Source organism: Stenotrophomonas acidaminiphila (genome assembly GCF_001431595.1).
GTDB classification, from domain to species: Bacteria; Pseudomonadota; Gammaproteobacteria; order Xanthomonadales; family Xanthomonadaceae; genus Stenotrophomonas; species Stenotrophomonas acidaminiphila.
The window spans coordinates 1-24,911 of record NZ_LDJO01000016.1; the positions used below are offsets into that span (position 1 = coordinate 1).

Genomic DNA, 24,911 nt, shown 5'->3' on the forward strand with positions numbered 1-24,911 from the left:
CCAGCCGATCAGCAGCGCGGAACTGGCGCTCATCGAGCGCAAGGTCAACGAGCAGATCCGCGCCAACAACGCCGCCGAAGTGCACCACATGGGCATGCAGGAGGCGCTGGATTTCGGGGCGATGGCACTGTTCGGCGAAAAGTACGGCGAGAACGTGCGCGTGCTGAAGATGGGTGACTACTCGACCGAGTTGTGCGGTGGCACCCACGTGTCGCGCACCGGCGACATCGGCCTGTTCAAGATCACCGCCGAGGGCGGCGTCTCGTCCGGCGTGCGCCGCATCGAGGCCGTCACCGGGCAGGGCGCGCTGGACCACGTGGATGCCGAGGAAGCCCGCCTGGCCGAGGCTGCCAGCCTGCTGGGCGGGGCGGCGACCGATGTGGTGGAGAAGATCCGCCAGCTCGGCGAGCGGCAGAAGCGGCTCGAGCGCGAGCTGGAGGCCCTCAAGGCCAAGCTGGCCTCGGGCGCGACTGCCGACCTCGGTGCTTCGGCGGTCGAGATCGGCGGCGTGAAGGTGCTGGCGGCGCGCCTTGAGGGTTTCGACGCCAAGGCGCTGCGCGAGGCGATGGACCGGCTCAAGCAGCAGCTGGGCGATGCGGTGATCCTGTTGGCCGGTACCCAGGACGGCAAGGCCTCCCTGGTCGCAGGCGTCAATGGCTCGGCAATGGGCAGGGTCAAGGCCGGGGAACTGTTGTCCCATGTCGCCGGTCAGATCGGGGGCAAGGGCGGTGGTCGTCCTGATCTGGCACAGGGTGGCGGTGAAGACGGTCCCAGGCTGGTCGCCGCGCTCGACGGCGTGCTGGAATGGATCAAGCCACACTTGGCATGAACGCAGGCAGCCGCGCGCCTTGAAGGTGCCTGCGGCCTGCCATTAACATTGGGAGTCTTTTCCCTTTGTCGTGGGGCGCAGGTTCTTGGCGCGCCAATGCCGGTGGGAAACCCCCACCGGTTCCATGGAGACTCGCACAATGTTGATCCTGACTCGCCGTGTAGGCGAAACCCTGATGATTGGTGACTCGGTCAGCGTGACCGTGCTCGGCGTCAAGGGCAACCAGGTACGTATCGGTATCACCGCGCCCAAGGACGTGGCGGTGCACCGTGAGGAAATTTTCCAGCGTATCCAGCGCGGCGACGAGCCCGCTGCACAGGGAAGTGAAGAAACTTCCGAATAAGGGTTTACCTTTCACCCCGTTAAACGGTATTCTTCGCGCCCTGCCACGGAACACGCGGCAGGGCAAAGAGAAAACGGAGTGATGCCCGAGAGGCCGAAGGGGCTCCCCTGCTAAGGGAGTATAGGGTCAAAAGCTCTATCGAGGGTTCGAATCCCTCTCACTCCGCCAAGACCTGATCTAAGCTGCTGATTTCAGCGGCTTTTTTCATGCCGCGAGGTCTTGCCCCATGTTTTGCCCCATGTTCGGGGACCATGGTTTGCCGGCCGCAACGGCGAGGATGAATTCCTCGATCTCCGGCGAGAACCACAGCGATTTCGTGCCGATCTTGCGCGGCTTCGGGAACAGGCCCTTGGCCATCATCCGGTAGATCGTGGCCGTGCTGAGGCCAACCCGGAGCTTGACCTCCTTCAGTGGCCACAGGGCGATTTCGTCAGCCATGTCGGCTACCTCCATTGCGTTGCAGGTTGGGGGTCATGCTGCAGCCCTCAGTGCGCGCGCATAGTTCGCCTCGAACGCGGCGCGGGCGAAGCCTGCCGGCGTGGCGCTGCGCAGGTTCGCGCGCTCGGAGGAGGGCGGCAGCAGGTGCATGCGGCTGCCATCGGATGGGTCGAGGCGCCTCGGCGTTGGCATGATGAAGCCCCCCCCCGTCCACAGGCAGGTTTTCTTGGTGTAGGTGTCGCCCTCGCCGCCGGGGTACCCGGCGTAGTCGCAGGGATCGAACGAGTAATCCGGCTTGCGCCAGTAGCTGCTGATCGTGCTGACCGGGTTCTCGATGCCGTAGGGGGCGTCCAGTGCCTCCATGACCTCGGCAGCGCGTGCGAACAGAGTGATGGCGTCGGCCAGCGCATAGAGGCCCTTACCGGCGAACCAGCGCGCCCCGGAGACAGCCAGGTCGGTGCACGGCGGGAACGCGAAGCCGAACACGTATCGCCGCATCGGCGGGGTGTAGCGCAGTACATCGGCGCCCACCCTGATGATGTTGCCCTCCCGACGCTCGCCCTTTGGGTGCTGCAGGTCCACACACCAGCAGGTGATGCCGGCGTCCGCCCAAGGCTGCGCCATCGTGTCGGTCACGTTGAACAGGAACAGCGCGTGCAGGTCCAGGTCACGCATCGCTCGCCTCCTGCGGGCTGTCCGGCTCGATCCTGACGCCTGCCTCGCGCAGGTGATTCAGCGCGTCAGCCTGCCCGTGATGCGCGTTGTCCCAGATCACATTTTTGTTGTGCCGCGCCTGACGGTAGGTCTGCGAGAAGCGCCATGCATAGAACGCCTCGTCGCGCGACACCTCGGTGTCGTTGATGAAGTATCGGGCCATCACCTCACCCCCTGCGGGCGGGCCGCTCGAGCGCGCGGACGCATGGCAGAATGCCGCCCAATCCACAGGGGGATCAGGGAATGAACATTCTGGATGGTGTGAGCCAGTGCTGGTTGTTGAGCAAGAGCTGCGTCGTTAACTGGAGTGCTTGGTCGGCCATTGCGACTGCCTTTGCTGGCGGTGTCGCGCTCTATGTGGGGATTACTCCTGAGCGTATAAGAAGAGAGTCTGCCAAGAGGCGCGCTCATGCATTTTTGCAGTGGGCGGAGAGATCGCTCACTATCCAAAACCACCATTTGGCAGTGGCCATTGGACAAATGGGAACTGGAGTGCTGCAAGGAGAGCAGCTTGCTGCCGTTCTCCACGAGTTGGATGCTCTTGACCCAACTTCCGTGCGTCTGCTTACTGATTGCTTCGATGCGGTGGACCCATCGCTTGTTGGCGAGGTGGCGCGGTGTGTGACAGACATGGATACAGCGATCCGGCTGAGATCTAACCTCCGGCACCTTCAGGACCATGCCGTTGATGTAGCTCACTTTCGACTGCAGTTTCAGCAGGTGCTTGGCTCTATGGAAGACGCTAGGTTGAAGCTTGCAAAGGCCGTCTATGGAGCCAATGGCGCGGAACCCACGCCACCACAAGTGGAGACTGCCCGACAAATTTCTGCTCTCGATGAGTAGGTGGGTGAAGCTTGTCGTATGGTGCTCGCCTAGCATCACTCCACCCCCGCGCCGTGGCTGTTGGCCTGCGGTGTCCGCGCAAGCGCACGCCGGACCCTCGGTAGAAGCTGCTTCACCTCCGGATGGTCGTCATGCTGTTCGAGGATGCGCGCGAGGTGATATGCGGTGTCAGCATCCAGCTTCCCGCGCAGGCGGCAAGCCCGAAAGTGCCCCAATTCCTCCATCACACCATGCTTGGTGAGGGTGTAGTCCAGCAGCCGGCCACAGTCCTCGCAATGGCAGCAGCAGTCATTCTCCTGATGCCATCCGCCATCAACGAAATCCGCCTTTCCGGCCGCCACAGCCTTCTCTGCGCATTCGCGGCAGTAGGACGGCCCTTGGTCCGCTCCATCGCCGCCAAGCCAATGCGGATACGGAACTTCAGCGCCGCGCGCGATCTCATTGAGCCGCATCAGCGCGGTGTCGATGCTGAGGGCCGCGATCACGTCCGCACCTCCGCATCGCTGGTCTGCAACGCAGCCTGCAATTCCTGGCGCGCGTACTTCAAAGCCTTGGGGCCGTCATCGTCGATTTCACCCATGGCCCGCTCAATGCCATTCCGCAGCCCGGCCACCTCCGCCTCAAGCGCGGCGATGCGCGCCCCGGCCGGCACGATGGCAGCGCCGGCGTGGTCTATCGCATGGCTGCCGCCCTTGGGGCTGGCGTCGATCAGGGCGATCAGATCGGCCACCCTGTTCATGTCGGCCTCGCTCCCGTGCCTGGCGAGCAGACGCACAGCAGCGACGAGAGGCGCCCGGAACGGCGTCAGATCGATCCCTGGCGCTGCGAGGGTGCTGGCCATGCGCCGCTTCAGCTCCTGCAACACCAGCGCCGCCGCTTCGCTCTGCGCCAGCGTAAGCGGTTCAACGCAATCTCCGTCAAGGAACGCATCCAGCCTCGCGATGCTGGCAGTAAGCGCACTGGGACGAGCCGGCGCTGCGGTGACGGGGGCGGCGTAGACGTCGCGCGTCGGAATTCCGGCGGCTTCCGTGTTCTTTCGGTGGTTCTTAACCACGTGGTCAGGCGAACCATTCCGCCACTCGCCGCCACCACCGGGCATTTCGTGCCAGAACTGCCAGCCCACCGCCTCCTGCACTGCGGCGGGCTGGGCTGCGATATCTGCGCGGACGTACTTCTGCTTCACGTAGCCAGCTCCGGCAGTAGTGAATATCCGCTGCCCAAGACCGCCTGCGTCATCAGCGAGCCCGGTGTCGCGCAGCATCAGATACTCGGGCCACTGCTGCTCGTTGTGTGCGTTCATGCTGCTTGCTCCATTGCGGCCAGGTCGATCTCGTCCACGCGGTCGCGCAGCTGGCGCTTGGCGTGGCGCAGGACCTTGGCGATGTGGGTGGGATCGGCGCTGGTGAAGAAGGTCCGGGCCTCCATGTGCAGCGCGCCTCGGTGGTCGCGGCGGAACAGGCGGTAGGTCACCGCGGATCCGTCGTCAGTCGGGAAGCGGCCCCAGCTGAGGCCTTCGTTGCGCTTCGGGGCGCGGCGCGTGAAGTGGTGGCTCATGCTGCCTTCCTCCACTTCGTGGCCAGGGAATCCCACGTCAGCGGGTGCGGGCGCTTCTTGATCCGCTGGTATGCGGCGTCGGGGGAGATGCCCAGCCGGCGCGCAATCTGGGCTGTCGTGCAGAGCTGGCCTTCCACGACGTGCGCGTAGAGCGCTGCCCGGGCGGCACCGCCGCGGCGCGATCCGGCGCGGCTCTCTTCGGGTTGGAAGGTGACGGTGCCCATCAGGCTGCCTCCGGCATGCGGCGCAGCTCGTCGACGATCTGCTCCACCTCCAGGTCGGCCGCCTTGATGGCGGCGCGAAGCTCGGCGATGGCCGCCTCGTCGCGCTCCACGCGGGTGATGGCCAGCTGCAGGCGGTCGGGGAAGCGCGGGTCGTAGCTCACCGCGTCCACCCAGGGCGCGCCGACGACCAGCATCTGGTGCTGCAGCTGCCAGCGGTACTCGACCGCATGCGCGCCGGTGCGCAGGGCCTCCAGGTGCTTCTGCATGCTGGCCGGGCACTTGATCTCCACCAGCCCGTCGCCCACCAGCCCATCGGGGCTGCACCCGGTGTTCGGGAGCTCGCTGCACAGCACGAAGCCGGCTTCCTCGACAGCGCGCCCGGTGGTGAAGCTGTAGGCGTCACGCGCCTCGGCCTCCAGTTCGATGCCCCGGTCCATCGCCGAGTTGCGGTAGGTCTCCACCGGCTGGCCCGTCAGGCGCTCAACAGCCAGCAGCGCGAGCAGGTTGGCCCGGGACGCGCTCGGGCCAGACTTCGTTCGGGCCATCAGGTCGGCGGCGCGGGACGCGGTGAACATGCCGCAGCGCGCCAGCATCCAGTCCTGCGATTCCTGAGCCTCGTTCGCCTTCATGCCTTGACCTCCTTCGCCCGGGCGGCCCATAGGGCGCGGATCTGGCGCATAGCAGGAGCAGGGATGCCGGTCTTGGTGCGCAGGTCCGCGGCGATCCGGTCCAGGTCGTCCTTGTCCATGGCGTCCTTGATCGCGTCCGCCCAGCTGGTGATGTCGAAGCCGGTGGAGGCAGTGAAGGCGTCGTCGTCCTCGCCGTGGCTGGTGAGGTTGAGCAGCGCGCCCGCGGTGTACCGCTTGCCGTAGCTCACGCTGGAGGCCACCGCCTGCACCGCGTTCTTGTTGCCGCTCGCGTCGGCGGGCAGCTTGATCGTGGTTTCCTCCCGGTGGCCGCCCTTGTGCGACAGGACGCCGGTGACGGCAATGCCGTCCGAGAAGTCGGTGCGGAAGGACAGGGCAAAGCCGTACTGCTTCATGATCGGCTTGATCGCGGCGTTGATGTCCTCCCACAGGGCGTATGTGTAGCGCCCCGCGGCGTTGCCGCGCTCCCCGATGCTTGGCAGGGCGTCCTGCATCTCGGCCAGGTCTGCAGCGAAGTCGGCGGCAGCCTGGCGCTCCTGGATGCGCTCGTGCATCTGCATCAGGCGCTCCATCTTCTCGATGTCGCAGTTCGGGTCGGCCGCTGCGCGCGAGATGACGGAAAGGATGGTCGCGCCCTCGTTCCGGGGCTGCGGGTAGTTGTCGGGTGCGGCTGCGACTACAGCGTTCATCGATAGCTCCTGCCGGCGGTGCCGGCGCGGTGGGAATAGGTGCCCCGTTTTCGCCGGGGCCACACGGGGCTCGATCGCGCCCTACGCGCGGGGTGCTATCTGGGTCAGGCTGCGAGCGCATTGCCCGGAAGCACGCCAACCTTCACCAACAACTCATCCGCGCTGCCCGGCATTTCTTCGGGAGCAGTGGGGACGGTCACTTCGGTGTTGACGAGAAGGTCGATTGCAGCAGCGATAGAGAAGGGCTGATCGGTGTCGAGGGCGACACGCTCGCCGTACTGACCGCCGATGGCTGCAGCAAGGTCATCCCAAGATTCCAGCGGCACCTGGTGGCAGCACAGCGCAATACGCAGGAGATCACCTTTGCCGAACTTGTAGCCACGCTCGCGATACTTGATCGTTCGCAGCAGCGAGCCGAAGGGATAGCGAGTGCCGCTATGGAAGCTGAGGTGCCGCTGGCTGGCATGCTTGAAGAAATCCGGGTGGAACGCAAAGGCTTCGGTGTCGAGGTCATAGGCCGCCATGCAGACGGTGAAATCGAAGGCATCAAACACCGCTTCGGCAGTCTCGAAGAAGTCGAAGTGCATCAACTGGATGACGTCGTTACCGCGGGTGAAGGTGATTGCGCGATCGGTAGCGGCGACGCACCACAGGCCATCTTCGTATGCAGCCCGCACAGCCTCGATGAACGCCTTCCTCGTCTTGAAGTAGAAATCGACATCGTTGATTGCCTGGCCGGTGAATACGCTGGTGAGCGCGCCGCCGGCGATGAAAGCCCCTGCAGGGGTGAAATGTGACGCCGCAGTGAGCAGCTTCTTCAGTTCGGGAGCATGGGCGGTCATGAGTCTGTCCTTGGGAATAGGTGCCGGGTTTGCCCGCCCGGCCGGGTGCGGAACTGGAGGGGAGGCCAGTTCCGCGGTGCGCCCTGCGCTGGGGAGTGCGCAGGGCAGGGGGATCAGGCGGCCAGGTCGGCCTGCTGAGCAGCAGCCTTCGGGGGCGTCAGGGTCAGCAGCACGTCCTCGCGAATCAGCGCCTCGGACAGCTCGGCCAGTTCGTCGGGCGTGACGTTGGCCGACGCGGTGAACGACAGGCCGACGCTTCCGCCTTCCTTGGGCTCGATCACGAAGCGCTTCAGCTTCACGTCGACCAGGACGATGGGCTCCACGCCTTCCAGCAGGCCGTCGATCTGCAGCTCGTAGCCCAGGAACTCATGGGCCAGCTTCAGCGGCTCCAGGCTGGGGAACTTCACGGCCGACAGGGGCGTATCGCCGATGGGCAGGTCCTGCTGCTCGCCCTTGCCGGGCTTGCGGAACAGCGCTTCCTTCAGCCCCTTCTCGATGCTGTCCAGCAGGCTATTGCCGGCGCTGGTGGTGAACTTGATGTCGGCTGCCAGCTCGCGTTCCTCGCCATGGCGCTCGATGCGCTGGTTGACGTTGGCGATGGCCGAATCGTGCTTTTCCAGTTGGAACATGGGTGTTGCCTCCGTAGGGCCGGCCACGCCGGCGGGGATCAGCGGGTGTCGCGCTTGCGCTGGGTGGGGAAGCTGCGCGGGCGGACGAAGTCGGTGCGGCGGCGGGTGAGCCGGCGATGCTCCCGGCGGCAGACGCGGACGATCAGCACGAGCAGCCAGAGGCACAGGAGGGCCAGCGGCAGCACGAAGGAGTCGGCGCGCACGATCACCGCGCGGCGCAGCATGTCGGCGAAGAACACCAGCGCCGCGGTGTAGAGGGCGAGGCGGATCACGGCTGCACCTGCACTGCGCACCACAGCGCCAGCAAGTACATCGCGGTCATTGCCGAGTAGCCGAGGACGGACCAGGCGAGGCGCTTCATGCGGCGCCGCCTTCGGCTTTGACGCGCTCCACGATTCGGATGGTGTGCGCGTACGTCTTCCCGGTCTCCTTCGCAATCCTCGATGCGCTGTAGCCAGCAGCCAGTAGCTCCCGGACGCGGCGCTCGAACGACTCAGAATTGCGGCGATCAGACTTTCCGCTCATGCCATCGCTCCCAGCAGCAGGGCGAAGCCAGCGCCAGCCAGAAACGCCAGCACAGCGATAACGACCATGTCGCGCGCGGTCTGCTTGGCCGCGGTTTTGAGGGCTTGTTCGAAGCTCATGCGGGCTCTCCCGTGGCCTTGGCGATGGCGGCCAAGGCGCGCTCAAAGTCCTCCCGCGTCAGGCCGATGACCTGCCCGGTATGCGTAAGCGTTGCGTGCGCAAATGGTTCAAGCGCCTCCAGCAGCTCCGGCGCAGCGGCGATCAGGCGGGCATCCTCAATCACACGAGGGCAGCGCTTGTCCTCGAACCAGATGTTTTCTCCGTCTGCGGCAACGACCCGAACATGCGTCACGCTTTCGTGCAATTCCCACGGCCCCGGTGTGTGCTTGTGCGCGCTCATGCTTCACCCCCGCAGTTCCGGGCAGCGACACGCAGGGCCTCGCAGCTGTCGCACGGGCAGCCGTCGGTCGCTTTTTCGACAGCTGTCGCGATCAGCTCGGCGACGGCTGCGCGGGCTTCGCGAAGCTGCGTCAGCGTTCCGCAATGCTCATCAAGTTCATCCGCGTAGTGGTTGTTGCCTTCGTCGCGAGCCAGCTGCTGTATCGCGACGTAGTAGTCGATATGCCCGTCAAGCACCGCCAGCACATCCACGGGGGCGCTCATGCCGCAGCCTCCGAAGCGAAACGCGATTCGCTGTTCGCAGCTGCCTCGGCAAGGTCGCGCAGGTACACCGATCGGCTGGCCGACGCCTCGCGGGCAACCGCGGCGATCTTGTCGACAACAGGCTGGGGCAGGGATTCCAAGTCGGACCACACGACCTTCCCGGTCGGGGGGATGCGGTCGCCGATGTCCGCGAACATCGACTCGATGCCGGCATAGGCGTCCTCGCTCAGGGCCCCGGACATCCACTGGTCCGCCTCGGCGACCTTCGCCGGGTTTGCCCGGTACTGCTCGATCAGGGCGTCAATGCGCTCGGCCAGCGCCTCGCCATCCTCGGACGGCGCCTGGTCGTCGTAGGCCCGCTGTGCGGACCGGCTCATCGTCTGGTGCTGCAGTGCCATGTCTGACCCCGTTCGGCCCGGGTGGGCCGGCTTGAGTCAAGTAAAGCAATGCTTAAGTCATAAGTCAAGCGTTGCTTTAGGTTGAGCGAAAAAAAAGGGCCCTGCCGCTGCGGGGCCCTTCTGGGTTGCTACTAGCTCAGTGGCGCGAACAAGGAGGGGATCAGTCCTTCTTGAATGCACCCTTGGGCTGCCACTTCATATCCTGAGTGCTCTGCCGGGACTGCGTTGGAACCGTAATTGTCTCCACCCGGGAGCCAGTGCTGTGCGCATTGCCTTCGCCCAAGCACTGATACTCCTTGGTAACAGTCCAAAGAGCGCAACCGGCGAAGCCACCGGGCTGGTTACATTGGCGCGTAACACCTCCGAAGGCTTCCGCTCCCGTGTATCCCCACGTGGCGCAACGCCTGGTGGCGAGATCGATCCCCTGCGCTTCATTCACAGTGACACTCTCGAACTCACCCTGGGTATACGAAAGACGAACTACGCCATCCGAACGACTGCCCCCCGTAGCAGACCATTCCTTCGTAGTGGCGCAGCCGCTAGCGATTGCGACGAGGCACGCCGCAAGCCAAATCCTCTTCATGCTTTCCCCTGTAGTTGGCCTTCTGGCCGGTCAATTGAATCTCTCGATTCGATTCCTTAAGTACACTTTTCCCGCAACGGTCGTGCCGACTGGAAGCGGGAAGGCAGGATAGAGCGCGGTATTGGCGCTGACAACGTATATGGCGTCGCCACGGTGCTGTAGCCCTTTTACCTGATGACCCCCACCGATGTTGATGAGGTAGATGCCATCACCATCGAACCCAGTTACACCTGTGTCCACCATCAACGACTCGCCTGGCTGGATAATCGGAATCATGGAGTCCCCGCGGCCCGTAATGAGGACCAAACGGCCCGGTGGAGGGACAAAGCCGACCAATGACCGGATGTAGGCTGGCTCGAAGTCCATTGCCCTAATGACCTCTGGATAGTCGTCATTGACCCTCTCTCCCCCCATGCCCGCCTCCGCGTCCAGATGTGAGACGCGAACATAATTACCTGTCGTCGCTGGGCTTGAGACCGGGTCCGGTGAACTATCACCCATTCCGAAGTGTGAGAGCGGTCGGTTTGTGAGGGCCGCAAGCTTGGGCAGCTTCCGCTTGTCCACTTTGCCAGTCCGCAGCCAACCCGACACAGCTTGCTCTGTGACGCCGAAGGCATCGGCGATTTCCTTCTGAGTGCGGCCCGAAGCTTCAATGGCCGAGCGGATGGCGACCGCCATTTCATGGTTTTCAAGCATCGCTTGATTGTCCACGCACTCGCGCAGCCAATGTAAGAAAGCATTGCTTGACTATTGGCTTAAGCGATGCTTTAGTGGTGGTATGAATGCCATCGCCAGAGCAGTTGAAAGACATGGGGCTGGACAAGCCGGCATTGCCCGGTTGCTTGGAGTGACGCCACAGGCGGTCAGTCAGTGGGTCAACGGCAGCAGGCCAGTTCCACCGAAGCACTCCCTCGCAATTGAGGCAGCCACCGGCGTCTCCCGCCATGACCTGCGCCCCGACGTCTTCGGCCCGGCGCCCGAGAAGGGCGAGGCGGCCTAGTGTTCGCCTTCGCTCAACAGCCTGGCGAGCTCCTTCTCCAGGGCAGCGACCAGATGCGCAGCCATCGCGTAGTGGTGGTCGCTGCGACCTTTCCAGCTGTCCCTCTCGGCCTTTGCTCGTTCCAGCCTCGCCAGTGCCGCGTCGATCTGTTCGGAGGTGGCCATGTCTGAGAAGACCTCGGATCGGTTGCTCACGGCCCATGGCCGCATGTTGGAGTGGTGCGCCGCCAACGGTGGGGTGCCTGCCGGCTATGCAGAGGATGCCATGGCCGAGATCGGTTTCTGGGCCTTGGTGGAGCAGCGTACCAATGCCGAGTTCGCGGCGGCGATGTTCGCCCAGTGGCAGCAGACGCAGCTGGAACGCGAAGGGGAGGCGGCCTGACATGGCTGCGGAAATGCCTGATCGCCAGCTCCGGTTGATGGCCGCGCTTGCGGTCAGCGACCTGTTCTTCAGGTTGGGGATACCGGTATGTGGCGCTCCCAGGCGTCCTGAATCTCCCGCATCGCGTCTGCAGCCGGGTTTGGACCTGCGAACTTCGTGGACGCCGTGGCCCAAACGCCTGCCACCTCGCGATTCCACGCCTCCCGCAGCGCCTTCGGATTCGGGTGGCTCGCCATGAGCGCGCGCACGGCGCAAGCCATGAAGGTTGTGATCATCGCCTGCTGCATGCGGGCCTCTGTTTCGTCCATGTCCGTCTCCGGTGGGTTGGTTGGGTCGCACCCCCAATCCTACCGGCAGGCGGGCGCCTTCCAGCCCCGGCACTCAGCGGCTCCCCGGGAACGGCACGACCACGCCGGGCCGGGTAGGGCGCTGACGTTCGCGCTTCGGGATGAAGCGCACGGCCACGCGATCACCGCGGCGACTCACGGCGTAGAGCCGGCCGCACATCCGCACGAGCGTCACGACGGTCGGGCATTCCTTCACTGAATCCACGCGGCTCGGTCCTTCGGGACTGGGCCTTTATTTCGCCCCGAGGCGGAGTTAAACGCTATGAAACTTAATGAAACCACCTGCAACCAAAGGCCTTTGCCGCTCGCGTTCGGGATGCACAAGGCACCGGCTGATGCCCCGGTCAAGGTCGTTCGGCAGATCGAGAGCGAGGCCCAGGCGCTGGCGGTGTCCATCGCTGCCGGTGGGCACAAGCTGGACTACGTGGCGGCCTGCATCGGACGCAGCCGCAGCTACGTGTCGCGGATGCAGACCGGCTCTGCGCCGATCCCGCACCGCCTGATCGGCCCGCTATGCGCGGCAACCGGCAGCAACCTCCTGCGGCAGTACATGGACCTGCAGCGCGCCCTGGACGGCGTCAGCGACGTGCAGCGCCTGGCCGCGCTGATGAGGACGGCCGCATGAAGTACATGACCGATCCCCTGGAAAGGGCCATCTGGCTGGTCCAGCAGCGCTGGCACATCGCCGGCTGCCTGCAGCTGCTGCGGGGTGCTGGCCATGCGTGACTACGCCAAGGTGATGCCTACCTTCTGGACGGGCGAGACCGGCAAGGCGATCCGCCGAAGGGGGCCGGAAGGGGTCATCTGCGCCCTGTACCTGATGTCCTCGCCGGCCTCGAACATGCTGGGCCTGTACTACCAGCCCATCCTCTACATGGCACACGAGACCGGGCTAGGGGTCGAAAGGGCCTCCGAAGGGCTGAGGGTGTGCATCGAAGAGGGCCTTTGTAGCTATGACGAAGGGTCCGAGTTCGTGTGGGTCCACGAGATGGCTACCTTCCAGATTGGCAAGGGTTTGAAGGCCTCGGACAACCGTTGTGTGGGCGTGCAGCGGGACTACGACAGCCTGCCGGACAACCCTTTCCTCGGTGCCTTCTTCGACCGCTACAAGGCCGATTTCCACCTGACGCGCAGAAGGGGTTCGGAAGGGCCTTCCAGACTCCTTTCAAGCCAAGAGCAGGAACAGGAGCAGGAGCAGGAAGAAGAGCAATCCTCACTACGTTCGGATTCGCAGCCGCCGGCCGACGCCGTCGACCTGCTGCTGGACGCCCCGCAAGCCGCAACCGTGCATCCGCACCCTGGCGGCAGGACTGCCGAGATCGTCCTGGCTGCCTACCACCAGCTGCTGCCGAACTGCCAGCGCATCGTGGTGCTGAACCCGAAGCGCCAGCGGCGAGTGCTGGCCGCGGACAAGCTGGCCCGCCAGCTGTGCCGGCAACTGGGCTGGGAGTACGACGCCGCGGCGTTCTGGCAGGCCTACTTCGAGCAGTGCGCCGCTGACCCGTGGCTGCGCGGCGACGTGCCGAACCCGAACAACCCGCGGTGGAAGCAGAACCTGGACGTGCTGCTGGCCGAGGACCGCTTCGCGCAGATCATGGACCAGGCCGTGACTGCGCTGGGGGATGCGGCATGACCGCGCCGATCGACACCCAGGGCGAGCTGGAGCGGATGGCGGCTCTGTACGCCGGCGCCAAGGAGTCCGCGGCACCGCAGGGCGCCCGTGTGCCCCCGCACAGCATCGACGCCGAGCAGGCCGTGCTGGGCGGGCTGATGCTGGTGGCGCGGGCCTGGTGGAACGTGGCGGACGTGGTGACGGCCGAGGACTTCTACCGCCGCGACCACCAGCTGATCTTCCGGGCCATCGCCGAGTTGGCCGCCAAGGAGCAGCCCTTCGACGCGGTGACCATCGGCGAGTGGTTCGAGTCCCGCGGCAAGCTGGACCAGGTGGGCGAAGGTGCCTACCTGCTGGAGCTGGCCAGCACCACGCCGTCCGCGGCGAACATCCGGGCCTATGCCGAGATCGTGGCCGACAAGGCCCGGCTGCGGCAGCTGATCGAGGTCGGCACGGCGATGGTGAACGATGGGTTCGCCCCGGACGGCCGCAGCAGCGTGGAGTTGGTGGGCGAGGCCCAGAGCCGCATCGGTGGGTTGCTGGACAGCGAGCCGTGCGAGCTGGAGTCGGTCGCACCGGTGATGCAGCGCGTCTACGACCGCCTGTCCGAGCGCGCTACGGCCGGCACCCAGGTGCACGGGCTGTCCACGGGCATCACGGACCTGGACGCACTGCTGGGCGGCCTGCAGCCGGGCGGGCTGTACGTCCTGGCAGCACGCCCGAAGATGGGCAAGACCACGCTGGCGCAGAACATCGCCGAGTGGGTGGCGCTGCAGCAGCACAAGGCCGTGGCGGTTTTCAGCTTCGAGATGCAGCCCGAGGAACTGGGCGATCGCATGCTGGCGAGCATCGGCGGGATCGATGGCCAGCGGATCCGCTCGGGCGAGTTGGACGACAACGACTGGAGCAACGTCACCCGTGCGATGAAGCGGCTGCGCGAGGCTGCCATCTTCGTGAGCCGTCCGCGCAATGCCCGCGTGGAGCATGTCGTGGCGCAGGTGCGCCGGCAGCATGCCCGCAACCCGCTAGGCCTGGTGGTGATCGACTACCTGCAGCTGATGACCGTGGTGGGGGACAACCGTGCGGCCGGCATCGGCGAGATCACCCGGGCGCTGAAGCTGATGGCGGCCGAACTGAAGGTGCCGGTGCTGCTGCTGTCCCAGCTCAACCGGGACCTGGAGAAGCGGCCCGACAAGCGCCCCATCGTCTCGGACCTGCGCGACTCAGGATCCATCGAGCAGGACGCCGACGCCGTTGTGTTCATCTACCGCGACGAGATCTACGACCGGCACACCCGCTACCGCGGCACGGCCGAGCTGATCGTGGGCATCCAGCGCAACGGCCCGTCCGGCGACGTGCGTGTGCTGTACCAGCCCGAGCAGTTCCGGTTCTCCAACCTGCCGGAGTACTGGCAGCCGGCGCCCATCGCCACTACCCCCGACAAGCCCGCGAAGGCGGCCGGCTTCGGCCGGATGAAGACCACGGCCGCAGCGGCAAGGGCAGGTGACCAATGAGTACCTTCATCCTCCGGGCCGAGAACGCCCGGGACCGCATGGCCGCGGCCTGGCGCTTCGCCTGCCAGTACCTGGAGCTTGGCCGGGCCGTCCGCGTCGAGGTCAAGGAGTGCAAGTCCACCCGCAGCCTGGAGCAGAACGCGATGCTCCACGCCATCTGCGAGGACATTGCCCAGCAGCGGCAGTGGGCCGGCCGCTGGATCGACAAGGAGGGCTGGAAGCGCCTGCTGGTCGACGCCTGGGCGCGCACCGAGAGCCGGCAGCAGGGCGACATCGTGCCGTCGCTGGACGGCGCCAGCGTGGTGAACTTGGCCGTGCAGACCAGAACCATGTCCGTGGGCGACATGGCGGACCTGATCACATTCGCGCAGGCCTGGGCCGTGGAGAACGGCGTGCGGCTCAACGAGCCGCGGTATCGGGACTACGGCGAGCAGCCGCGGAGGGTGGCGTGATGCCTATTTCATATTTTTCGATAGTGGTTCTTGGCACCAGCTCCGGCGAGCTTCTCCAGTATCCGAATCGCTTGGCTCAGCTTCAATGCAGCGGCATTCGCATGTTCGAAGAATGCCTGTTCGTGAGTCTCGTCGCCGTCGGAAATAAGTGCGTTGTCGGTGGCAAACCATGCAAGTTGGGCATGGTAGAGAAAATCCTGAACGATTCCACTTGCTGGGCCGAAACCGTCACTGCGGTCCATCAAAGCGGTATCCGTGGGGTTCACTTCGATGATCCCCTGAATGTGTTTCCAGTTATTGAAAGTGAGAGGCTTTGGGGCTTGGCCGAAGGCATCAAGCGCGCCTTGGATGGAGTAGTGCCAGTTTCTAAAGAGATTCAAATTTGCAAGGGCGAGGGCACGCGCGCGCGAATCCTCTGTTGCCTGCTGGCGTTTGATAGCTGCCCGGTGCTGCTGCCAAGGCACTGCAACTGCCACGAAGATCGCCAATACAGAGCCGACAGCTTGCACCCAGGCTGCCTGCGCCTCGGGCTTCATTGCACTCCAGAAGATAAATGCGCACTCCATGCCTTCCCCCTTGCACTGAGGTCCGCAGCATGAAGCTCGGCCGCTCAACCGGCAAGCCGACCGTTGCGCAGCAGGCACGGATGGACGCCATCACCGAGATTGGCTGCATCGTCGCCAACAGCCTGGGCCTCGGGCACGTCCCCTGCGAGGTGCACCACCTGACCGTCGGCGGCAAGCACGGCGCCAAGCGGCGCGGCCACGACTTCACCGTGGGCCTGAACCCTTGGAGCCACCGCGGCGAGCCATTCGGCGGCATGTCGGCCGAGACCTGCGAACGCCTGTTCGGCCCCAGCTACGCCAAGCAGCCCCGCCGGTTCCGGCAGGAGATCGGCAGCGACGACTACCTGCTGGACCTGCAGAACACTCTGATCGAGAAGCACCGGAAGGAGAGCAGCCCATGGGCAGCATGAACGAGAACAAGATCAAGCCAATTGTGGCTCTGTGCCTTTCGGCTGCGGGGCGCTATTGGTCAACAACGGTTGCAGTCAATGGTCTCCCCTTGGGCGACTACTACGACCAAGCCGCTATCGACCGCCTGACGGCAGAGCTTGCTGAGAACGAGGCGGTTATCAATGTCTGGAGAGGGCGAACTCAGCGCGCCGAGGCAGAGCGTGACGCGCTTCGGGTTGAAGCCATGCTGTACCGAGAAGTGATCGAGTACGCGCTGGCTCAGCACAGCGGCCGGCACACCGATGTCCACAACCATTGGGCGGCCAAAGCCATGAACGAGCTTGCTGCCATCGACGCTGCGCACGCGAAGGAACTCAGGGGATGACCGCGCTCCGCCTGACCTTCGGCATCGACCCGGGCCTGACCGGCGCCATCGTGACCCTACTGGACGGCGTGGCCGGCCCGATGATCGACCTGCCTACCCGGCGAGTGGACGGCTGGGGCGAGATCGACGCTCGGGCCTTGGCCATCTTCATCCGCGAGCAGCGCGCCGCGCATCCCGGCGCCTTCGTGTCGGCCTGCGTCGAGAAGGTGGGCGCCATGCCCGGCGACGGCGGCACCAGCGCCTTCCGGTTTGGCGAGACCAGCGGCGGTATCCGTTTCACGCTCGACGTACTGGGCGTGCCGTACACCCGCGCCATCCCGGCGGTGTGGAAGCGTCAGTTCTCCCTGATTGGCAAGGACAAGGACGCGGCGCGGCAGCTGGCCATCCAGCGGTTCCCCGAGGTCGCGCACATGCTGACCCGGAAGAAAGACAACGGGCGGGCTGATGCCCTGCTTATCGCCCTGTACGGTGAACAGCGCCTGGCCAGCGGGGTGGCCGCTTGACCGACGCAATAGCCCGCATGTGGAAGCGCTACCGAGCCCGTGTCCGTCGCATGGGCAGGTGCTCGGTGTGCCAATTCCGCGAGCTGACCGACGGGACGTTCCACTGCCGGCGCCAGCCGGACCGGCATGGTGCGTGTGACACCGATGGGCGCCTGCCGGCATTCAGATTGGACGACGAGGTCCTGGACGAGCTGCGAGATGCGAGATGCGTAGAGCGGGAGGATGCGATGGCCACTTCGAACCACGACACCAACCGAGACCCCACGCCGCGTAGGCAGGTGGAGCGCCACATCAAGCCGGCATTCTGCCTGGACGACTGTGCCACGGTGCAGGAGTTGGCCCAGCGGCTCCAGAAGCGCATCCGCCAGACGCTCTACGCCCGAGGGGCCGGCACGGTGGTGGCCATCAACAGCCAGGCCGAGGTCTACCTGCTCATGGCGGGGGAGGCGAGGACCGAGCGCTTCTACGCCGAGCAGTACGACTGGGTGATGGGCACCTACGCGGAGCTTCCGATGGGCGGGGGCAACGCAGCGGTGCCGGACCTGCACGCCCTGGAAGAGGACATCCGCTTCCACCTGCCTGCGTGGGCGCTGGACGATGAGCCTGCCCAGTTGGACCAGGGAGCCGAGCGGCCCGTGCAGCTCCAGCTCCCGTTCCCTCCGTTGCATGAGATGGCCGCTGCCGCGTAATGGCGGCATGAGCGACCGCCAGACGCCCAACACCATCGATCCGTATCTCGAAGCGCCGGCCGGGGCGCTCTCTGCAGTACCGGCCCGACCAGCGGGCAGGTGTCGACAACAGCCCGCAGCCGACACGGAAGAGGCCGCGTGCGGCCGGCCGGGGGCTATGACCCCTGGTGACGCCATGACTTCCGGGAATCGGCGATCCACCGCTGTAGGGGGCTGACCATGTCACGCAAGACAGTCAAGCCCGCTGTCAAGAAGGCGGCAACACAGCCACCGGGCAAGAAGGGCGCGGGTGGCCGGCCCAGCAAGTACAAGCCCGAGTTCGCCAAGCAGGCCAAGTTCCTCGCCGACAAGGGCTGCACAGATCCTGAGGTGGCGGCCTTCTTCGAGGTGGCCCTGTCGACGGTCTCCCTGTGGAAGCTGAAGCACCCCGAGTTTTCGGAAGCCCTAAGGCTGGGCAAGGCTGAGGCCGACAGCCGGGTGGAGCGGGCGTTGTTCGAGCGGGCCACCGGCTACAGCCATCCGGACACCCACGTCAGCAGCTACCTAGGCGAGGTGACCCTGACGCCAGTGATGAAGCACTACCCGCCGGACTCCACGGCGATGATCTTCTGGCTGAAGAACCGCAAGCCGGAGCACTGGCGCGACAAGCCGGAGGGCTTCAACGACGATGCGCCGCCGCCGGCAGCCGTCACGGTCGACGTGGTCAGTGGGCGCAAGCGTGCCGACGCTCAATGAGCCCCAGGCGGCGTTCCTCCAGCTGCCGCACAAGTTCCGGGCGTTCGTAGGGGGCTTCGGCTCGGGCAAGACCTGGGTGGGGTGCGGCTCACTGTGCCGCCATGCCTGGGAGTTCCCGCGGATCCCCACGGGGTACTTCGCGCCCAGCTATCCGCAGATCCGCGACATCTTCTACCCGACGATCGAAGAGGTGGCCTTCGACTGGGGGCTGCGAGCGCAGATCAACCAGTCGAACAAGGAGGTGCACCTGTACGCCGGCCGGCAGTACCGCGGAACGGCCATCTGCCGGTCCATGGACAACCCGGCCAGCATCGTGGGCTTCAAGATCGGCCGCGGTCTGGTGGACGAGATCGACACGCTGAAGAAGCGGAAGGCACATGACGCCTGGCGGAAGATCATCGCCCGCCTGCGCGTGAAGGCGCCCGGCCTGCAGAACGGCATCGATGTGACGACGACGCCCGAGGGCTTCAATTTCGTCTACGAGCAGTTCGAGCAGATCCCGGGCCAGGAGCCGGCCAAGGCCGCGCTGTACGGCAAGGTCCACGCCAGCACCTACGACAACGAGATCAACCTGCCGGACGACTACATCGAGTCCCTGTTCGAGACGTACCCGGCGCAGCTGGTGAAGGCCTACATCAACGGCCTGTTCGTCAACCTGACCAGTGGCTCGGTGTACGCGGCCTACGACCGCAAGCTCAACGGCACCATGGCCACGATCAACGACGACGACCGGCTCCACGTGGGCATGGACTTCAACGTGATGAACATGACGGCCGTCGTCTGCGTGATCCGGGCCGGCCAGCCGCTGGCGCTGGAAGAGTTCACCGGCGTCAGGGACACCCCGGCCATGATCGTGGCGCTGCGTGAGCGGTTCGGCGATCGGCACATTGCGGTCTACCCCGACGCCAGTGGGGAGAGCTCGCACACCAACAACGCCAGTGTGTCCGACCTTGGCCTTCTGCGGGCGGCCGGGTTCGTCGTCCGGGTGCCGCCGTCCAACCCCCGCATCCGCGCCCGCGTGGTGAGCGTCAACGCGATGCTCTGCAATGCCAGGGGCGTGCGCCGCCTACGGGTGAACCCGGTGGGCTGCCCCAAGTTGACCGAGGCGCTGGAGAAGCAGGCCTACGACGCCAACGGCATGCCGGACAAGACCACCGGCTTCGATCACCCGCCGGACGCACTGGGCTACTTCATTCACAGCCGCTTCCCGGCCATCGCCAGCGCAAGGGCGCCGACCTCCGTTGAACGGGGTCGGGTCATCACGCCTTATAGCCGCCAATGGCTCGAGCACAACGGCGAGGCAGCCGACGCGATGGAACGGAAGAGGAAGATGCTATGACCGGTCCAGGCGACCAACTGGCCCAGGCGATCGAAGCAGACGAGATGGAGCAGGCGGAAGCCGAGCGCCAGGCTGCTGCAACGCTGGAGGAAGAGGGCGCGGTCAAGGCTTGGCTGAAGCGGATCGAGGAAGCGCGCGAGTTCGACAAGGGAGCCCGGGAGGGCTACGCCAAGGACCGCACGTACTGCCAGGAGCAGGCCAACACCGACGTGTACGACGTACGTGTGCCCATCGCCGGCACCTACGTCGGCATCCTGACTACGTTCCTGTACGCCCGCGATCCTGAGGTGAGCGTTGAGCTGGCCGAGGCGGTCTCCCCGCGCATCAAGCAGGAGGCCAAGGCGTTCGCCACCACGCTGGAGATCGTCGTCGGCAGGCTCTGGAAGAAGGGCAAGCTGAAGGCGGCGGCCGACCCGCTGGTGCGCTCCGGCCTGAGCGTTGGCATCGGCTGGCTCAAGGCTGCGTGGCATCGGGAGACGGGAAGCAACCCGGCCCTGCAGCAGGAGATTGCCGGCCTGCGCTCCAGCCTGGCGGCCATCGGCCAGCTCCACAACGCCCTAACCGAAGGCATGGTGGGTGATTACTCCGCGCAGCGCGCAGAACTCGAGCAGCGCCTGCAGCAGGCCGAGGACGAGGCAGAGCGCATCATCTTCAACGCCCTGTGCATCGACTTCGTGCGGGCAGAGGACATCCAGGAGGCGCCGGAGTGCGCGTGCCTGCAGCAGTACGTGGATAGCCCGTGGATCGCGCAGCGCCTGTTCATGCCGATGGACAAGGCCAAGGCGACGTATCCCGATGCCGCCGACGTGCTGGGATCGGCAACGGCCTACTTCCGCATTCCCGGCAAGGCCGCGGACGGTGCGGGCTTCGGCGGTGCGGCCCGGGGCGAGCAGGCGGACGCGTTCTCCAAGGGGCCGGCCGGTGCCACTGACACGAGCAAGGCCTGCGTCTGCGTGTGGGAGGTGTGGAACAAGGAGACGGGACACGTCATCACCCTGGCCGAGGGCTGCCCGCGCTACCTGCGCCAGCCGTTCAAGCCGGAGCAGCGGACCACGCGCTTCTACCCGTTCTTCAGCTGGGCCGTGATCTGGAACGACGGCGCACGCCACCCACAGTCCCTGGTCGACCGCTCGCGCTCGCTGCTGGACGAGTACAACCGCACGCGCACCAACTACCGGACCCACCGCAGCCGAGCCATTCCGAAGACTGGCTTCGATCGTGGAGCACTGGATGCCCTCGACGCCAAGAAGCTCGAAGGCGCGGTGGTGAGCGAGATGGTCGGCCTGGACCTGCAGGGCCAGCGGCCGGACCAGGTGGTGTTCCCGATCAGCTACAACCAGATCGACCCGGCGCTCTACGACACCCAGCAGATCCGTGCGGAGCTGGAAATGATCTGGGGCGTGCAGGAGGCGCTGTCCTCCAGTATCCAGACCGCCAAGACCGCGACCGAAGCCGACATCCAGCAGCAGGGCACGGAGTCCCGCATCGGCTACGCCCGCGACAGCCTGGACGAGATGCTCTCCGAGCTGGCGGTCTACACCGCCGAGCTGGCGGTTTCCCCCAACGGGCTGACGCAGGATGAGGCGGCGAACTGGGCCGGCGCCGATGCGCTGTGGTTCAACGTCCCAGAGCCGGAGATGCTGGACATGGTGGTGCAGGTGGATATCCGGGCGGGATCGTCCGGGAAGCCGGCCACGGCCCTGCGCCAGCAGCAGTGGTCGATCCTGCTACCGCAGCTCCAGCAGTCCGCCATCCAGATCGGCCAGATGCGCGGCTCGTCGCGGCTGGACATCGCAAACTGCCTCGAGCAGCTAGCCGTGGAGACGGTGAAGCGCGCCGGCGATACCAGCATCGACCCCTACAGCTTCATTCCGCAGGCGCCGGCACCGGTTGACCCTGCGCTCGATCCGATGGGTGGTGCCGCCATTGACCCGGCGATGGCTGCCGGTGCCGCCGGCAGTGAGCCGCCCATCGATCCCGCAATGCTCGACCCGGCTGCGATGACGCCGCCGGCAATCACCCCTGTTTGACCCCACACGCCGCCAGCGAGGACACACACGTGCGTATTGACCAGAACGAACCCGACACCACCGCCATCGAGGATGACGGCACTGCAGCCGCTGCCGCCCAGGCCGCGGCGACCGTCGCCAGCAACGACGGCAACACCAACACCGAGGCGCTGGACGCTTTCAGCCAGGGCGTGGAGAAGGCCCGCGAGCAGGAAGTGCTGGAGGACGGTGGCGCGCCGGCTGCCGCCGCCGATGGGGCTGCTGCAGATCCCGCGGCCGCCGCTGATGCAGGTGCTGCCGCTGCCGCAGGCGGTGCTGGTGCACCGGGCGCCGCGGGCGGCGAAGGTGGAGATCCGGACCCGGCGGCTGCCGCCGCTGCCGCTGCGGAGGCTGCGAACCAGCCCGATGCCATCGACGCCGAGATCAAGGATCTGGGCATTTCGAACGAGAGGACCCAGAAGCGCTTCCGCGAACTGAGCGAGCGCGCTGCCGAGGTCGAGACCCTGCGACCGGACGCCGAGCGCGGCCGGCAGTGGGAGGAAACGATCAAGTCCACCGGCGCAGATCCGCAGCAGATGGGCAACGCGCTGAACTACCTGGCCGCCATCAACTCGCGCGACCCGGCGGCGATGGCGCAGGCCTACGAATTCATGCAGCAGGAAATGGCCTGGCTGGCCAAGGAGCTGGGCCGGCCGGCGCCGGGCTACGACCCGCTGGCCGAGTATCCCGAGCTGGCCAAGCAGGTGGCCGATGGCGACATGACCAAGGCGGCAGCGGAGGAACTGATCCGCACCCGCCGCGCTTCGGCCCTCCAGCAGGACAGCCAGCAGCGCCAGCGGCAGGTCATGGAGCAGTCGCAGGCCGCCACCCAGACGCAGGAGCAGGCGATGCAGGACGTGCAGGCGCTGGGCGCCAAGCTGCGTGCCGCCGACCCGCAGCACTTCGACGCCAAATTCAAGGCCATCCAGCCGATGGTCGCGGTCATCCAGGACAGCCTGCCGCCCCAGCAGTGGGCCGCGGCGATCCAGAAGGCCTACCTCGCTGCACCCGCACCGGTGGCAGCGCCCGCGCAGCGCCAGCCGGCAGCGGCGCCCAACAACCCGGTCCGCGCCACTGGCGTTGACCTGAGCAAGGCCCCGACGAAGGAGAACGCCTTCGACTTCGGGGTGCAGCTGGCCAAGACGCAGGGCCGCTGATGCGCCGCCATCCCCTCGCGCTCGCCATCTGGCGGGTGCTCAACAACCGGAGAGTGCAATGACCCAGCATTACGTCGGAACCAAGATCATCGAGGCCTGGCCGAGCGAAAAAGTCTCCACGCGCATCTGTGGCCTGGACTGCAAGCCGGGATCTGCCGAATGCACCGGCTACTGCGAAGACAGCACTATTGCCTCCACGGGCACGCTTCCGCCGCAGGCCGGGTACACCGTGAAATATCCCGATGGCTACACCAGCTGGTCGCCGAAGGACGTGTTCGAAGCGGCATATCTCCCGCTTGGCCATATCGGACACCTCCCGCCGCACGTGCAGCGGATGGTCGCGGAGCTGGAGCAGCTGGACGATCGCATCAAGAAGCTCGGTACGTTCCAGGGCAGCGATCTTTACGCGAGCCTGTCGGAGGACGAGCGCAAGGATCTCGATACGCAGGCCAAGTGCATGGTCGCCTACTGGAATGCGCTTCTGATCCGTGTCGAGCGCGCGCGAGGGCAGTTTGAGCGCCCGGCACTGACCGATGCTGATGCGTCCGCCGACATCGCCGGCACCGCGCGCCCCGACAACCCCGGCCTCAACACGAACGCCGCATAGCCCCGTTGACTGGCATGCCGGCTGGCGCATATTGCGATCCAGCCGGCCAACGCCGGCATCGCGAGTGACGCAAGCCGGGTTCGCCGCCGGTAGCGCTGAAACGAGAGTCGCGCCCTCGGAACGCGAGAGACCACGCCCATTCGGGCTTCCTCTTTCCCTCCGAGGTGCGATATGCCTTTGACTCCCGCCCAGTTGGCGTCCGGCGCCAACTACCAGATGCAGTCCTATGCGACTGACGACCCGATCGACCAGTTCACCAGCGAGCGTCCGCTGGCCAAGTGGCTGATCGAGAAGAAGACCGAGACGGTCTTCGGCAACGGCATCTTCAACGAGAAGGTGCGCTTCACCAACGACAGCAACTACCAGAACTACTCCGGCGACGACCAGGTCACGTTCAACCGGAAGGACACCGTGCGCCTGGCGCCGTTCCAGCACTTCGAGGCCCACGACGGCTTCAGCCTCAACGAGACCGAGCTGGCCAACAACGGCATCATCCTGACCGACGACAAGTCGGCGCAGATGACCGATGCCGAGAAGATCCAGATCGTGGACAAGCTGCAGGAAGGCTGGACCACGCTGAAGGATGGCTTCCAGGAGAACTGGGACCGCGAGGTCCACCTCGACGGCTCGGCGAACCCGAAGGCTGTGCCGGGCCTGGACGCGCTGGTCAGCACCACCCCGAACGCTGGTGTCATCGGTGGCATCGATGCGTCGACCACCCCGTGGTGGCGCAACTGGGCGCAGATGGGGATCAGCACGGCCACGGCCGGCAACCTGATCTCCACGCTGGAGACCCTGTGGCGCCAGACGATCACCTACGGCAAGTTGGGCAACCCCGACTTCATCGTCGTGGGCTCGGCGATGTACGACGCCATCCAAGCCGACGCGCTCAAGGTCATGGGACGCCAGATCAACCTGGGCCAGGCGTCGACCGGCGGCGTGACGCTGGACCCGAGTACCAAGGCGCTGGCCTTCAAGGGCGTGCCGGTGGTGTGGGATCCGACCTTCGATGCCCTGGACGAAGAGCTGGGTGCGATCACCTACCCGTGGAAGAAGCGCGGCTACTTCCTCAACAGCAAGGCCCTGCGCCTGCGCCCGGTCAAGGGCCGCTGGATGATCCGCCGCACCCCGCCGCGCGTGTACGACCGCTACACGTACTACTTCGGCCTGACCGCGGACTACGGCCTGACCTGCCGCAAGCGCAATTCGAACGCGGTTTTCAGCATCGCCTGATTACCCCCAACGTGCCGGCGGGGCATTCCTCG

At 65.7% G+C, this 24,911-nt stretch carries 41 protein-coding genes and 1 tRNA gene; 20 read left to right on the forward strand and 22 right to left on the reverse strand.

Going from position 1 to position 24,911, the window contains the following annotated elements:
* The 3 genes from ABB33_RS04935 to ABB33_RS04945 all read left to right on the forward strand — a co-directional run.
* Positions 1 to 829, forward strand: an 829-nt coding sequence (locus ABB33_RS04935) for a DHHA1 domain-containing protein (RefSeq protein ID WP_248842447.1), incomplete at its 5' end; no start/stop codon positions are given.
* A gap of 139 nt (positions 830 to 968) precedes the next feature.
* Positions 969 to 1,172 carry a carbon storage regulator CsrA gene (gene csrA, locus ABB33_RS04940; protein WP_054668711.1) on the forward strand — a complete coding sequence of 68 codons (204 nt, stop codon included), beginning with the start codon at positions 969 to 971 and terminating at the stop codon, positions 1,170 to 1,172.
* Positions 1,173 to 1,247: 75 nt separating this feature from the next.
* Positions 1,248 to 1,340: transfer RNA gene (locus ABB33_RS04945), tRNA-Ser, on the forward strand.
* A 36-nt stretch (positions 1,341 to 1,376) separates the two neighbouring features.
* Here the strand turns inward: ABB33_RS04945 and ABB33_RS04950 are convergent.
* Genes ABB33_RS04950 through ABB33_RS04960 form a run of 3 tightly spaced genes read right to left on the reverse strand, consistent with a single transcriptional unit; the run spans position 1,377 to position 2,487 of the window.
* The gene (locus ABB33_RS04950) at positions 1,377 to 1,610 is read right to left on the reverse strand and encodes a helix-turn-helix transcriptional regulator (RefSeq protein WP_182334734.1); all 234 of its coding nucleotides are present in this window, start codon (positions 1,608 to 1,610) and stop codon (positions 1,377 to 1,379) included.
* Positions 1,611 to 1,643: 33 nt separating this feature from the next.
* Positions 1,644 to 2,285, reverse strand: coding sequence for a hypothetical protein (locus ABB33_RS04955; protein WP_082594991.1), 642 nt, complete (start codon positions 2,283 to 2,285; stop codon positions 1,644 to 1,646).
* Entirely contained in the window at positions 2,278 to 2,487 is a 210-nt protein-coding gene (locus tag ABB33_RS04960; RefSeq protein ID WP_056931371.1) for a hypothetical protein, read from the reverse strand. The genes ABB33_RS04955 and ABB33_RS04960 overlap by 8 nt, the downstream gene beginning before the upstream one ends.
* A gap of 80 nt (positions 2,488 to 2,567) precedes the next feature.
* Between ABB33_RS04960 and ABB33_RS18440 the strand changes: the two genes are divergently transcribed.
* Complete coding sequence (locus ABB33_RS18440) at positions 2,568 to 3,167, forward strand: hypothetical protein (protein ID WP_152984965.1); 600 nt, start codon at positions 2,568 to 2,570, stop codon at positions 3,165 to 3,167.
* Between the two features lie 35 nt (positions 3,168 to 3,202).
* Here ABB33_RS18440 and ABB33_RS04965 read toward each other — a convergent pair whose 3' ends face one another.
* The 15 genes from ABB33_RS04965 to ABB33_RS05020 all read right to left on the reverse strand — a co-directional run bounded on the left by ABB33_RS04965 (position 3,203) and on the right by ABB33_RS05020 (position 10,617).
* Positions 3,203 to 3,652 carry a hypothetical protein gene (locus tag ABB33_RS04965; RefSeq protein WP_056931372.1) on the reverse strand — a complete coding sequence of 150 codons (450 nt, stop codon included), beginning with the start codon at positions 3,650 to 3,652 and terminating at the stop codon, positions 3,203 to 3,205.
* The gene (locus ABB33_RS04970) at positions 3,649 to 4,467 is read right to left on the reverse strand and encodes a hypothetical protein (RefSeq protein WP_056931373.1); all 819 of its coding nucleotides are present in this window, start codon (positions 4,465 to 4,467) and stop codon (positions 3,649 to 3,651) included. The genes ABB33_RS04965 and ABB33_RS04970 overlap by 4 nt, the downstream gene beginning before the upstream one ends.
* Complete coding sequence (locus ABB33_RS04975) at positions 4,464 to 4,721, reverse strand: hypothetical protein (protein ID WP_056931374.1); 258 nt, start codon at positions 4,719 to 4,721, stop codon at positions 4,464 to 4,466. The genes ABB33_RS04970 and ABB33_RS04975 overlap by 4 nt, the downstream gene beginning before the upstream one ends.
* Positions 4,718 to 4,945, reverse strand: coding sequence for an RNA polymerase sigma factor sigma-70 region 4 domain-containing protein (locus tag ABB33_RS04980; RefSeq protein WP_056931375.1), 228 nt, complete (start codon positions 4,943 to 4,945; stop codon positions 4,718 to 4,720). The genes ABB33_RS04975 and ABB33_RS04980 overlap by 4 nt, the downstream gene beginning before the upstream one ends.
* On the reverse strand, positions 4,945 to 5,574 hold the full coding sequence (locus tag ABB33_RS04985) for a lambda exonuclease family protein (RefSeq protein WP_056931376.1): 630 nt from the start codon (positions 5,572 to 5,574) through the stop codon (positions 4,945 to 4,947). Before ABB33_RS04985 ends, ABB33_RS04980 begins: the two co-directional genes overlap by 1 nt.
* The gene (locus ABB33_RS04990) at positions 5,571 to 6,281 is read right to left on the reverse strand and encodes an ERF family protein (RefSeq protein WP_082594993.1); all 711 of its coding nucleotides are present in this window, start codon (positions 6,279 to 6,281) and stop codon (positions 5,571 to 5,573) included. Before ABB33_RS04990 ends, ABB33_RS04985 begins: the two co-directional genes overlap by 4 nt.
* A gap of 104 nt (positions 6,282 to 6,385) precedes the next feature.
* Positions 6,386 to 7,123: a Gabija anti-defense Gad2 family protein gene (locus ABB33_RS04995; protein WP_056931377.1), complete on the reverse strand. Its 738-nt coding sequence runs from the start codon at positions 7,121 to 7,123 to the stop codon at positions 6,386 to 6,388.
* Between the two features lie 113 nt (positions 7,124 to 7,236).
* A complete protein-coding gene (locus tag ABB33_RS05000; protein WP_056931378.1) occupies positions 7,237 to 7,752 on the reverse strand; it encodes a hypothetical protein in 516 nt (171 codons plus the stop codon).
* 38 nt (positions 7,753 to 7,790) lie between these two features.
* On the reverse strand, positions 7,791 to 8,024 hold the full coding sequence (locus ABB33_RS05005) for a hypothetical protein (protein WP_056931379.1): 234 nt from the start codon (positions 8,022 to 8,024) through the stop codon (positions 7,791 to 7,793).
* A 249-nt stretch (positions 8,025 to 8,273) separates the two neighbouring features.
* Positions 8,274 to 8,396, reverse strand: a complete 123-nt coding sequence (locus tag ABB33_RS19165) for a hypothetical protein (protein ID WP_263863251.1) — start codon at positions 8,394 to 8,396, stop codon at positions 8,274 to 8,276.
* A complete protein-coding gene (locus tag ABB33_RS18445; protein WP_152984966.1) occupies positions 8,393 to 8,677 on the reverse strand; it encodes a hypothetical protein in 285 nt (94 codons plus the stop codon). The genes ABB33_RS19165 and ABB33_RS18445 overlap by 4 nt, the downstream gene beginning before the upstream one ends.
* Entirely contained in the window at positions 8,674 to 8,940 is a 267-nt protein-coding gene (locus ABB33_RS05010; protein WP_056931380.1) for a hypothetical protein, read from the reverse strand. The genes ABB33_RS18445 and ABB33_RS05010 overlap by 4 nt, the downstream gene beginning before the upstream one ends.
* Positions 8,937 to 9,338: a hypothetical protein gene (locus ABB33_RS05015; protein WP_056931381.1), complete on the reverse strand. Its 402-nt coding sequence runs from the start codon at positions 9,336 to 9,338 to the stop codon at positions 8,937 to 8,939. Before ABB33_RS05015 ends, ABB33_RS05010 begins: the two co-directional genes overlap by 4 nt.
* 160 nt (positions 9,339 to 9,498) lie before the next feature.
* A complete protein-coding gene (gene yecR, locus ABB33_RS19270; protein WP_082594994.1) occupies positions 9,499 to 9,921 on the reverse strand; it encodes a YecR family lipoprotein in 423 nt (140 codons plus the stop codon).
* Between the two features lie 30 nt (positions 9,922 to 9,951).
* On the reverse strand, positions 9,952 to 10,617 hold the full coding sequence (locus ABB33_RS05020) for a S24 family peptidase (RefSeq protein WP_056931382.1): 666 nt from the start codon (positions 10,615 to 10,617) through the stop codon (positions 9,952 to 9,954).
* 82 nt (positions 10,618 to 10,699) lie between these two features.
* Between ABB33_RS05020 and ABB33_RS19275 the strand changes: the two genes are divergently transcribed.
* Complete coding sequence (locus ABB33_RS19275) at positions 10,700 to 10,921, forward strand: transcriptional regulator (RefSeq protein ID WP_082594995.1); 222 nt, start codon at positions 10,700 to 10,702, stop codon at positions 10,919 to 10,921.
* Here the strand turns inward: ABB33_RS19275 and ABB33_RS18760 are convergent.
* Positions 10,918 to 11,085, reverse strand: a complete 168-nt coding sequence (locus ABB33_RS18760; RefSeq protein WP_161809409.1) for a hypothetical protein — start codon at positions 11,083 to 11,085, stop codon at positions 10,918 to 10,920. The two genes, ABB33_RS19275 and ABB33_RS18760, sit on opposite strands and share 4 nt — an antisense overlap.
* On the opposite strand from ABB33_RS18760, the gene ABB33_RS18450 reads away from it, so the two are divergent.
* Positions 11,084 to 11,302, forward strand: a complete 219-nt coding sequence (locus ABB33_RS18450) for a hypothetical protein (protein WP_152984967.1) — start codon at positions 11,084 to 11,086, stop codon at positions 11,300 to 11,302. The genes ABB33_RS18760 and ABB33_RS18450 overlap by 2 nt on opposite strands.
* 68 nt (positions 11,303 to 11,370) lie before the next feature.
* On the opposite strand, the gene ABB33_RS05030 is transcribed toward ABB33_RS18450, so the two are convergent.
* Together ABB33_RS05030 and ABB33_RS18935 are read right to left on the reverse strand one after the other, a co-directional pair.
* A complete protein-coding gene (locus ABB33_RS05030) occupies positions 11,371 to 11,610 on the reverse strand; it encodes a hypothetical protein (protein ID WP_056931384.1) in 240 nt (79 codons plus the stop codon).
* Between the two features lie 73 nt (positions 11,611 to 11,683).
* Complete coding sequence (locus tag ABB33_RS18935; RefSeq protein ID WP_211260860.1) at positions 11,684 to 11,854, reverse strand: hypothetical protein; 171 nt, start codon at positions 11,852 to 11,854, stop codon at positions 11,684 to 11,686.
* A 111-nt stretch (positions 11,855 to 11,965) separates the two neighbouring features.
* On the opposite strand from ABB33_RS18935, the gene ABB33_RS05035 reads away from it, so the two are divergent.
* The 4 genes from ABB33_RS05035 (at position 11,966) to ABB33_RS05050 (ending at position 15,227) form a co-directional block, all read left to right on the forward strand.
* On the forward strand, positions 11,966 to 12,274 hold the full coding sequence (locus ABB33_RS05035; protein WP_056931385.1) for a hypothetical protein: 309 nt from the start codon (positions 11,966 to 11,968) through the stop codon (positions 12,272 to 12,274).
* 93 nt (positions 12,275 to 12,367) lie between these two features.
* Positions 12,368 to 13,282: a hypothetical protein gene (locus ABB33_RS18455; protein WP_152984968.1), complete on the forward strand. Its 915-nt coding sequence runs from the start codon at positions 12,368 to 12,370 to the stop codon at positions 13,280 to 13,282.
* Positions 13,279 to 14,775, forward strand: a complete 1,497-nt coding sequence (dnaB, locus tag ABB33_RS05045) for a replicative DNA helicase (protein WP_225546629.1) — start codon at positions 13,279 to 13,281, stop codon at positions 14,773 to 14,775. Before ABB33_RS18455 ends, dnaB begins: the two co-directional genes overlap by 4 nt.
* Positions 14,772 to 15,227 carry a recombination protein NinB gene (locus ABB33_RS05050; protein WP_056931387.1) on the forward strand — a complete coding sequence of 152 codons (456 nt, stop codon included), beginning with the start codon at positions 14,772 to 14,774 and terminating at the stop codon, positions 15,225 to 15,227. Before dnaB ends, ABB33_RS05050 begins: the two co-directional genes overlap by 4 nt.
* Positions 15,228 to 15,235: 8 nt before the next feature.
* On the opposite strand, the gene ABB33_RS18460 is transcribed toward ABB33_RS05050, so the two are convergent.
* Positions 15,236 to 15,763, reverse strand: a complete 528-nt coding sequence (locus ABB33_RS18460) for a hypothetical protein (protein ID WP_152984969.1) — start codon at positions 15,761 to 15,763, stop codon at positions 15,236 to 15,238.
* Between the two features lie 59 nt (positions 15,764 to 15,822).
* On the opposite strand from ABB33_RS18460, the gene ABB33_RS05055 reads away from it, so the two are divergent.
* The 10 genes from ABB33_RS05055 (at position 15,823) to ABB33_RS05100 (ending at position 24,879) form a co-directional block, all read left to right on the forward strand.
* Entirely contained in the window at positions 15,823 to 16,203 is a 381-nt protein-coding gene (locus ABB33_RS05055) for a Ref family recombination enhancement nuclease (protein WP_056931388.1), read from the forward strand.
* The gene (locus ABB33_RS05060; protein WP_211260861.1) at positions 16,200 to 16,568 is read left to right on the forward strand and encodes a hypothetical protein; all 369 of its coding nucleotides are present in this window, start codon (positions 16,200 to 16,202) and stop codon (positions 16,566 to 16,568) included. Before ABB33_RS05055 ends, ABB33_RS05060 begins: the two co-directional genes overlap by 4 nt.
* On the forward strand, positions 16,565 to 17,071 hold the full coding sequence (locus tag ABB33_RS05065) for a RuvC family protein (RefSeq protein WP_056931390.1): 507 nt from the start codon (positions 16,565 to 16,567) through the stop codon (positions 17,069 to 17,071). Before ABB33_RS05060 ends, ABB33_RS05065 begins: the two co-directional genes overlap by 4 nt.
* A gap of 227 nt (positions 17,072 to 17,298) precedes the next feature.
* Positions 17,299 to 17,760 carry a hypothetical protein gene (locus ABB33_RS18940; protein WP_192301401.1) on the forward strand — a complete coding sequence of 154 codons (462 nt, stop codon included), beginning with the start codon at positions 17,299 to 17,301 and terminating at the stop codon, positions 17,758 to 17,760.
* A 219-nt stretch (positions 17,761 to 17,979) separates the two neighbouring features.
* Entirely contained in the window at positions 17,980 to 18,495 is a 516-nt protein-coding gene (locus ABB33_RS05075; RefSeq protein WP_056931391.1) for a hypothetical protein, read from the forward strand.
* Positions 18,479 to 19,834: a terminase large subunit domain-containing protein gene (locus ABB33_RS05080; protein ID WP_152984971.1), complete on the forward strand. Its 1,356-nt coding sequence runs from the start codon at positions 18,479 to 18,481 to the stop codon at positions 19,832 to 19,834. The genes ABB33_RS05075 and ABB33_RS05080 overlap by 17 nt, the downstream gene beginning before the upstream one ends.
* The gene (locus ABB33_RS05085; RefSeq protein WP_056931393.1) at positions 19,831 to 21,864 is read left to right on the forward strand and encodes a hypothetical protein; all 2,034 of its coding nucleotides are present in this window, start codon (positions 19,831 to 19,833) and stop codon (positions 21,862 to 21,864) included. Before ABB33_RS05080 ends, ABB33_RS05085 begins: the two co-directional genes overlap by 4 nt.
* Before the next feature lie 29 nt (positions 21,865 to 21,893).
* The gene (locus ABB33_RS05090) at positions 21,894 to 23,039 is read left to right on the forward strand and encodes a hypothetical protein (protein WP_056931394.1); all 1,146 of its coding nucleotides are present in this window, start codon (positions 21,894 to 21,896) and stop codon (positions 23,037 to 23,039) included.
* 58 nt (positions 23,040 to 23,097) lie between these two features.
* Positions 23,098 to 23,646, forward strand: coding sequence for a crAss001_48 related protein (locus ABB33_RS18845; protein ID WP_056931395.1), 549 nt, complete (start codon positions 23,098 to 23,100; stop codon positions 23,644 to 23,646).
* Positions 23,647 to 23,817: 171 nt separating this feature from the next.
* The gene (locus tag ABB33_RS05100; RefSeq protein ID WP_152984972.1) at positions 23,818 to 24,879 is read left to right on the forward strand and encodes a phage major capsid protein; all 1,062 of its coding nucleotides are present in this window, start codon (positions 23,818 to 23,820) and stop codon (positions 24,877 to 24,879) included.
* The last annotated feature ends 32 nt before the right edge of the window (positions 24,880 to 24,911 follow it).